The following is a 6,744-nucleotide window of genomic DNA, read 5'->3' on the forward strand; positions in this document are numbered from 1 at the left end:
GGTCAGCGAGGGGCGCACGACGCTGGTCATAGCCCATCGGCTCTCGACCGTAATCAATGCCGACGAGATCATCGTGCTGGACAAGGGCCTGATCGTCGAACGCGGCCATCACCGCGAGTTGCTGGCGGCGGATGGCGTCTATGCGGCGCTCTGGAACCGTCAKCGCCAGGTCGACGAGGCCAAGGCGACGCTGAAGCGCGCGACCGAGGAAGAAGAAGAGAGTGTGAGAGTGACCCTGACGCAGTAGTCGGGGCGACGGAATTCTCTCGCCAAACGCGGCCTGCTTCCTGCATGCTATACTCCGCCGGCTTCACACGAAGCCGGTGGAGCATTGCGGGGGCTGCTCATGTTCGATCCGACGACCTTCACCGGCTTTCATACCTGGCTCAGCCTGATCGCCATCGTGGCGGGTTTTCCCGTCGCCGCGGCCATGCTGAAAGGGCACACGCGGCCGCGCTGGACCGGAATTTTCCTCTCCACCGCGTTTGCCACCAGCGCGACGGGCTTCGGCTTTCCATTCAACGGCCTCCTGCCCTCGCATATCGTCGGTGCGATCTCGCTCATTCTGGTCGGCCTTGCCGGATACGCCCTCTACGCTCGCAGGCTCGATGGCGCCTGGCGGCGGATCTATGCGGTCACGGCGATGCTCGCCTTCTATCTGCTGATCTTCGTTGCGGTCGCGCAGGCTTTCATGAAGGTGCCGTTTCTCCAGGCCATGGCGCCGACCCAGTCAGAGCCGCCCTTCGCGATTGCCGAAGGGCTCGTGCTGCTGATCTTCGTGGTGCTGACCTATCTCGCCGCGCGCCGCTTCGTCCRCAGCCCGACGGCGCTCGCCTGAGGATTGCGTGGCTTGCGTGGCGATGGCTCGCTCCCACGCAACTGGCCGATCCTTGCCTGCCGCGGTGACACCATGCTGAAGCGCCTGCGCCTGACCGGGGCGCTTCTCTTCTCCATCCTGGCCGCGGACCGGGCCGCTGCCGCGACGGAGCAGGGCTGGGAGCTCTGGATCGTCAAGCCGGGACGGCCGGGCATCGTCCAGACGTGCTCGCTGCTCAGAATGTCGCCGTCGCCGCTGGAATCGACACTTCCTCCCGATCGGCAACCGCTTCGGCTCGATGAGGCGCTCTCGATACGCTGGCAGGGCGGATATCTCGTGCAGGGCGGCGCGCCCGAGAGCCCCGCAGCGAAGCGGGGCTGGAATCCGGCCGATAGTTGCTTCGTCCTGATGGTTGCGGGCAAGCCTGTMGCGGCCGGCGCTGTCCTGCCGCGAGCCTCCGCTCAGCTGCTTCGCTTCGATACTCTCGTGGTCCAGGAGGACCGGGCAGGCCAGCGGCTCGCCTTCGAACTGCTCCCGCATTTTCCGGCGGATGTCATGCTGCCGGCCCCTGCGCCCTGGGCGGCGGCGCTCGGTGCGCTCAGCCGCCCCTCAGGGGCCACGCGATGACGGCAGCGAAGCGCTTGCGAGCGGTGTTCGGGCTCGGCGCCAGCCTGGTCCTGGCGCTGTCGGCCATGCCTGTGCAGGCCTCCGGCACGAAGAAAATCGGCAACTGGGTGGTCATTACCAATGACCGGCAGGGCGGGCGCAAGGATGTCGCGGCGGTGCTGAGCGATAGAGAGGCCCATGTCGGCCTCGCGATCCGCTGCATCGAGGCCAGCCTGTCCATCGCCTTTCTGCCGCTGAACAATGACGGACTGTTCGGCAAGGCGGGGCGGGCGGCTGCATCCTTCGTTCAAGCCGATGGTCAGCCGGCGGTTGAACTGGCGGGCGCGGTCGGGGCGGACCGGGCCGTGCATGTTGCGCGCCCGGCGTCCCTACTCGGATTGATCCTCGGCGGGGCCGAGATGAGTGTGTTGATCCCGGCTCAGGGCAGCGGGGCGGTTTCTGCCGATTTCGACCTTGCATCCGGCCGGAGCGCGCTGGCCGAGCTTGTCGGGCAGTGCCCGGCCGACTGACGGCTACGCTCAGTCCAGCTCCAGCCGGTAGCGCAGCTTCAGGCGCTCGCCGCGGGCATAGCTTTCGTAGTTTTCCGGGATCGTGACCTCTTCGACGAGGACACAGCCGAGCCTTTCCAGCGTGCGGCGGGAGGCGAGATTGTCGGGCGTCGTCGTCAGCCAGAGTTCGCTGAGGCCGCACGCCTTGGCCAGGGGAAGCAGCGCCGTCACGGCTTTGCCGGCGAGGCCGCGCCCGCGATAGGCTGGCTCGACGGAAAAGCCGATCTGCCCGGCGAGATGGGTCAGGAGATAGCTCGCGCCTGGCCGCAGGCTGATCGTGCCGGCGGGCTCAGCCTCGGCCAGGATGTCGAAGCGATAGGCGGCGGCGCGCCAGGGCGAGGTTTCCGGCGAATAGCTCCTGCTCAGCCGCAGGCTGACATCGTCACAGCCAAGCCTGGCCAGAAGAGCCGTGTCGATATCGCCCGCCTCCGCCATGTCCCGCACTCCGCACCAATGCCATGGCTGCACTTCTAGCCGTTCCGCTGCCCTGTCTGGAAGACGCGGCGGCAAAGAGGCGKAGTTTCGTCTGCCACAAGGGGCGCGGCATGCGGCCTCTTCCCCCGGAGCGCCGAACCCCGTAAATCACGCGGCAATGCCTGCCGCCCCATTCGGGCCGCAGGGGAGCGTCACTCTGCCGACGCGCTGACAAGACCAAACAGGATTGCCCATGTCGCTCGTCGATTCCGTCCGCAAAGTGATCGTTCCCATCCACAAGGAGGGCTACGTCTTCATCGCGATCGCGCTGGTGGCGACGATCGTGCTCGCCAATCTTTGGTCGCCCTTCGGCTGGCTCGGCGCGATCATCACGATTTGGGTCTGCTATTTCTTCCGCGATCCCATCCGGGTCACGCCGCAACGCGAGGGGCTGGTGATCTCGCCGGCCGATGGCCGCATCAGCCAGATCGCCTCGGCGCTGCCGCCGCCGGAGTTGAACATGCCGGCCGAGCCGATGACGCGCATCTCGATCTTCATGAACGTCTTCGATTGCCATGTGAACCGCGCCCCGGTCTCGGGCCGCATCATCAAGATGGCCTATACGCCGGGCCTCTTCCTCAATGCCGAGCTCGACAAGGCGAGCGAGGACAATGAGCGCAACGCGCTGGCGATCGAGACCCCGGCCGGCACGGTCGGCGTCGTCCAGATCGCAGGCCTGATCGCGCGGCGCATCGTGCCCTTCGTCAAGGAGGGCGATGCGATTGCGACGGGCGAGCGTTTCGGCCTGATTCGCTTCGGCTCGCGCGTCGACGTCTATCTGCCGACGAGCGTGATTCCGCTGGTTGGCGAAGGCCAGACCGCGATCGCCGGCGAGACCGTGCTGGCCGATGTCTCGGCCAGCGAAACACGGCGCAGCTTCCGCGGAATCTGAGCGCTTTCGACATCCCGGAGCGCCGTGATGCGGCGCCCGGGATGATCGCCGACTGCTCCTAGCCTCCGGGCCTAAAACCGCGTATTCCGGCTGGCATGAGCGATCTCTTTCCCCCCTTCGAGCCCGAGCAGGCTGAATCGAAGCGCACGCGCTTCAAGGCGATCCCGTTTCGGCTGATCGCGCCCAATGTCATCACATTGCTGGCGCTCTGCCTCGGCCTGACCGCGATGCGGCTCGTGGTCGAGGGCAAGCTCGAATCGGCGACGATCTTCATCCTGATCGCTGCCGCGCTCGACGGCGTCGACGGCCGCCTGGCGCGCATGCTGAAGGGCACGTCGCGCTTCGGCGCCGAGCTCGATTCGCTCTCGGATTTCGTCAATTTCGGCGTCGCCACGGGCTATGTGCTCTGGATTTTCGTCCTGCACGATCTGCGCTCCTTCGGCTGGATCATCGTGCTGACGCTGGCCTGCGCCATGGCGCTCCGGCTCGCGCGCTTCAACGTGATGATCGACGATCCCAATCGTCCCGACTGGCAGAAGAACTTCTTCGTCGGTATGCCGGCGCCCGCGGGCGCGATCACCGCGATGCTGCCGCTCTATCTGCATTTCATCGGTGTGCCGGTGCAGGAATATGGCGCCCTGCTGGTCGGGATCTATATCCTGTTCATCGCCTTCCTGACGATTTCGCGCATCCCCTGCTATGCCGGCAAGACGCTCGGCACCCGCGTGCCGCGTGAGAAGGTGCTGCCGCTCTTCGTCGCGGTGGTGGTGGTGGCGGGGCTGCTCTTTGCCTACCCCTTCGAGATGCTGTCGCTGATCGTGCTGGCCTATCTCGCGCTGATCCCGATCAGCGTTGCGCGCTATCGCAAGCTCGAGCGCGAATACAACGCCGGCCTGGTGGAAGCTCCGTCCGAGCTCGCCAAGGCGTCCGTGTCGGATACCGACTAAAGCATCGGCTCGAAAAGTGGATTTGCGGTTTTCGGGATAGCCGATGCAAACGCACTGAAGCATCGGCCGGAAAAGTGTCGGGCCGGCTATAATCTAGCGGCGGCGGCTGCTCAGCCGCGCCGCATTGGCGCGGGTTCGTTTCGAGAATGGCTCGWGGGTGTTGCTGGTCGCCCGGGCGACCGCCTCGCTCATGTCGAGCTGGCTGAATGGGCTGAAGGCCAGATCCCACCAGAACAGGCTGACAGCCTGGCTCGCGGCGAGGCCGCTTTCCATCACCGCGGAAACCTTCTCGGTCAGGGCCTTCGTCGCCTCGCGCTGGCCGCGCCGGTCGCCGAGCGCGCCCTTGAGCAGGATCGGCATCCGCATCGCGATGGTCAGCCCGGCCTCGGCCTGCATCGTCATGACCTTGCTCACGAGCGCCTGCGCTTCCACTCCCGTTCCCAGAGCGGAACGCGGACGTCGGGTCGATGTGGTCATTTCGGTGAAGGGCTCCGGAACACGGGACAGGTCGGAAAGGACTCCGGCCTCGCAAAGAGGCCGCGTCTGCGGGCCGCAGGCTTTAATGTGTCAAGTGAAAGGCTGAAACGCAAGGGCGAGGCTGCGTATTTTATGCGCAGTGAACATAACGAAATGGGTATTGCGCTCCAGGATTGCATTCGGCGCGTGGCGGTTCAGAGAGATTTCGCAACCGGCGAAAATGATCTAGAGGCTTGGTCGGAGGGTGTCCGCCATGGGCGCCTGCGAGCCTTAGAGACGAACGCCCTTGAGTTTCTTCTCCACTCCCAAGCAGCCCGGCTGGCGGCCTATGCTGGTCCTGGCTTCGGCCTCTCCGCGCCGGCTGGCCTTGCTGGAGCAGGCCGGGTTGAAGCCCGACGCCATGCTGCCGTCCGATCTGGACGAGACACCGCTGAAAGGCGAGCGGCCGCGCGATCTTTCGCGCCGCCTGGCACGCGAGAAGGCGCAGGCCGCGCGGGAGGGCGCAAAGAGCCGCCCCGATCTCGAAGGCTGCTACATCCTGGCGGCCGATACCGTGGTCGCAGTCGGCCGTCGTGTCCTGCCCAAGGCGGAGATCGTCGATGAGGCGGCTGCCTGCCTGCGGATGCTCTCCGGGCGCGCCCATCGCGTCTATACCAGCGTAGCCCTGGTTACGCCGGGCGGAGCGATCCGTGACCGTATCGTCGAGACGCGCGTGCGCTTCAAGCGGCTCTCGACCGAAGATCTCGAGATGTATCTCGCCTCGGGTGAATGGCGCGGCAAGGCCGGCGCCTACGCGATCCAGGGCATTGCCGGCTCCTTCGTGGTCAAGCTCGTCGGCTCCTATAGCGGCGTGGTCGGCCTGCCGCTCTACGAGACGGTGAACCTGCTCGGCGGCGAAGGCTTCCCGATCCGCTTCGGCTGGATGAATGTCGGCTGAGCGTCAGCGCATCTTGCCCTGACCTGCGGTTATCCCGATCCTGTCGCCGCTGCCGCTTCGGCAGCGCAAGGCGCGCAACCAGGGATGGGGCCGATGACGGAACGCTTGAGGGGCAAGGTTGCAATCGTCGCGGGCGCAGGCTCGATCGGGCCCGGCTGGGGCAATGGCAAGGCAACCGCGACGATCTTTGCGCGTGAGGGCGCCAGGGTGGTCTGCGCCGATCTMAACCGCGATGCCGCCGAGGAGACGGCGGCAATCATCCAGAACGAGGGCGGCCAGGCCTTCGCGGTCCAGACCGACGTAACCCGGGCCGATTCGATCGCCGATCTCGTCGGCCAGGCGCTCGGCCGCTATGGCCGCATCGACATCCTCGACAACAATGTCGGCATCGCCGAGGTCGGCGGCGTCGTCGATCTGCCGCAGGAGACCTGGGAGCGCGTCTTCAAGGTCAATGTCACCAGCGCCTTCCTGGCGATGAAGCACGTCATCCCGGTGATGCAGCGCCAGTTCGAGGAGACGGGCGAGGGCGGCTCGATCATCAACATTTCCTCGATCGCCTCGATTCGCCACACCGGCGTGCCCTATGCCAGTTACTCCGCCACAAAGGCGGCGCTGAATCACCTGACCCGCACGACCGCGGTGCAATACGCGGCGCAGAAGATTCGCGTGAACGCGATCCTGCCCGGCCTGATGAAGACGCCGATGGTCGAGCATTCCGCCGGCCTCGCGCAGGCCTATGGCGAAGGCGACATCGCCGCGATGTGGAAGGCGCGCGATGCGCAGGTGCCGATGGGTCATATGGGCGAGGCCTGGGACGTGGCCTATGCCGCGCTCTTCCTTGCCAGTGACGAAGCGCGCTATGTCACCGGCATCGAACTCGTGGTCGATGGAGGCATCACGCTCAAATATGGCTGAGAATCAGGACACGTCACCCCCGCCGGCGCCAAGACCCTGCCCGATCTGCGGCAAGCCGGCGGTACACCGCTTCAGGCCCTTCTGCTCGTCACGCTGCCGCGACATCGATC

General features: G+C 65.9%; 10 protein-coding genes and 1 pseudogene. 9 read left to right on the forward strand and 2 right to left on the reverse strand.

Annotation, left to right across the window (positions count from 1 at the left end; genetic code table 11):
• The 4 genes and pseudogenes from AC1DJT_RS32810 to AC1DJT_RS32825 all read left to right on the forward strand — a co-directional run.
• Nucleotides 1–247 (forward strand): annotated as a pseudogene (locus AC1DJT_RS32810) (metal ABC transporter permease); the annotation flags it as partial.
• A gap of 99 nt (nt 248–346) precedes the next feature.
• On the forward strand, nt 347–838 hold the full coding sequence (locus tag AC1DJT_RS32815; protein WP_476835718.1) for a hypothetical protein: 492 nt from the start codon (nt 347–349) through the stop codon (nt 836–838).
• Nucleotides 839–850: 12 nt separating this feature from the next.
• Entirely contained in the window at nt 851–1,444 is a 594-nt protein-coding gene (locus AC1DJT_RS32820) for a hypothetical protein (RefSeq protein WP_441507902.1), read from the forward strand.
• A complete protein-coding gene (locus AC1DJT_RS32825; RefSeq protein WP_441507901.1) occupies nt 1,441–1,953 on the forward strand; it encodes a hypothetical protein in 513 nt (170 codons plus the stop codon). The genes AC1DJT_RS32820 and AC1DJT_RS32825 overlap by 4 nt, the downstream gene beginning before the upstream one ends.
• Nucleotides 1,954–1,962: 9 nt before the next feature.
• Here AC1DJT_RS32825 and AC1DJT_RS32830 read toward each other — a convergent pair whose 3' ends face one another.
• Nucleotides 1,963–2,427: a GNAT family N-acetyltransferase gene (locus AC1DJT_RS32830; RefSeq protein WP_441507900.1), complete on the reverse strand. Its 465-nt coding sequence runs from the start codon at nt 2,425–2,427 to the stop codon at nt 1,963–1,965.
• 232 nt (nt 2,428–2,659) lie between these two features.
• Here AC1DJT_RS32830 and AC1DJT_RS32835 point away from each other — a divergent pair, with 232 nt between their 5' ends.
• Both AC1DJT_RS32835 and AC1DJT_RS32840 read left to right on the forward strand, forming a co-directional pair.
• Complete coding sequence (locus tag AC1DJT_RS32835; protein ID WP_476768794.1) at nt 2,660–3,358, forward strand: phosphatidylserine decarboxylase; 699 nt, start codon at nt 2,660–2,662, stop codon at nt 3,356–3,358.
• Between the two features lie 95 nt (nt 3,359–3,453).
• Complete coding sequence (locus AC1DJT_RS32840; protein ID WP_441493064.1) at nt 3,454–4,305, forward strand: CDP-alcohol phosphatidyltransferase family protein; 852 nt, start codon at nt 3,454–3,456, stop codon at nt 4,303–4,305.
• A gap of 93 nt (nt 4,306–4,398) precedes the next feature.
• Here AC1DJT_RS32840 and AC1DJT_RS32845 read toward each other — a convergent pair whose 3' ends face one another.
• Entirely contained in the window at nt 4,399–4,782 is a 384-nt protein-coding gene (locus AC1DJT_RS32845) for a hypothetical protein (RefSeq protein WP_476835719.1), read from the reverse strand.
• A 328-nt stretch (nt 4,783–5,110) separates the two neighbouring features.
• Between AC1DJT_RS32845 and AC1DJT_RS32850 the strand changes: the two genes are divergently transcribed.
• The 3 genes from AC1DJT_RS32850 to yacG form a co-directional block, all read left to right on the forward strand.
• Nucleotides 5,111–5,719 carry a Maf-like protein gene (locus AC1DJT_RS32850; RefSeq protein ID WP_441493099.1) on the forward strand — a complete coding sequence of 203 codons (609 nt, stop codon included), beginning with the start codon at nt 5,111–5,113 and terminating at the stop codon, nt 5,717–5,719.
• Nucleotides 5,720–5,812: 93 nt separating this feature from the next.
• Complete coding sequence (locus AC1DJT_RS32855; protein ID WP_441507898.1) at nt 5,813–6,634, forward strand: SDR family NAD(P)-dependent oxidoreductase; 822 nt, start codon at nt 5,813–5,815, stop codon at nt 6,632–6,634.
• Nucleotides 6,627–6,744 (forward strand): DNA gyrase inhibitor YacG (gene yacG / locus AC1DJT_RS32860; RefSeq protein ID WP_476835720.1); only part of this gene is annotated, 118 nt, incomplete at its 3' end. The genes AC1DJT_RS32855 and yacG, both read left to right, overlap by 8 nt.

The sequence above is a fragment of the Allobosea sp. 05T422_2 genome, from assembly GCF_056396265.1.

Excerpts from the sequence above, each read along its gene's own strand:
- AC1DJT_RS32830 (WP_441507900.1), bottom strand. The coding sequence starts at position 2,427 with ATGGCGGAGGCGGGCGATATCGACACGGCTCTTCTGGCCAGGCTTGGC.
- AC1DJT_RS32835 (WP_476768794.1), top strand. The coding sequence starts at position 2,660 with ATGTCGCTCGTCGATTCCGTCCGCAAAGTGATCGTTCCCATCCACAAG.
- AC1DJT_RS32840 (WP_441493064.1), top strand. The coding sequence starts at position 3,454 with ATGAGCGATCTCTTTCCCCCCTTCGAGCCCGAGCAGGCTGAATCGAAG.
- AC1DJT_RS32825 (WP_441507901.1), top strand. The coding sequence starts at position 1,441 with ATGACGGCAGCGAAGCGCTTGCGAGCGGTGTTCGGGCTCGGCGCCAGC.
- AC1DJT_RS32850 (WP_441493099.1), top strand. The coding sequence starts at position 5,111 with ATGCTGGTCCTGGCTTCGGCCTCTCCGCGCCGGCTGGCCTTGCTGGAG.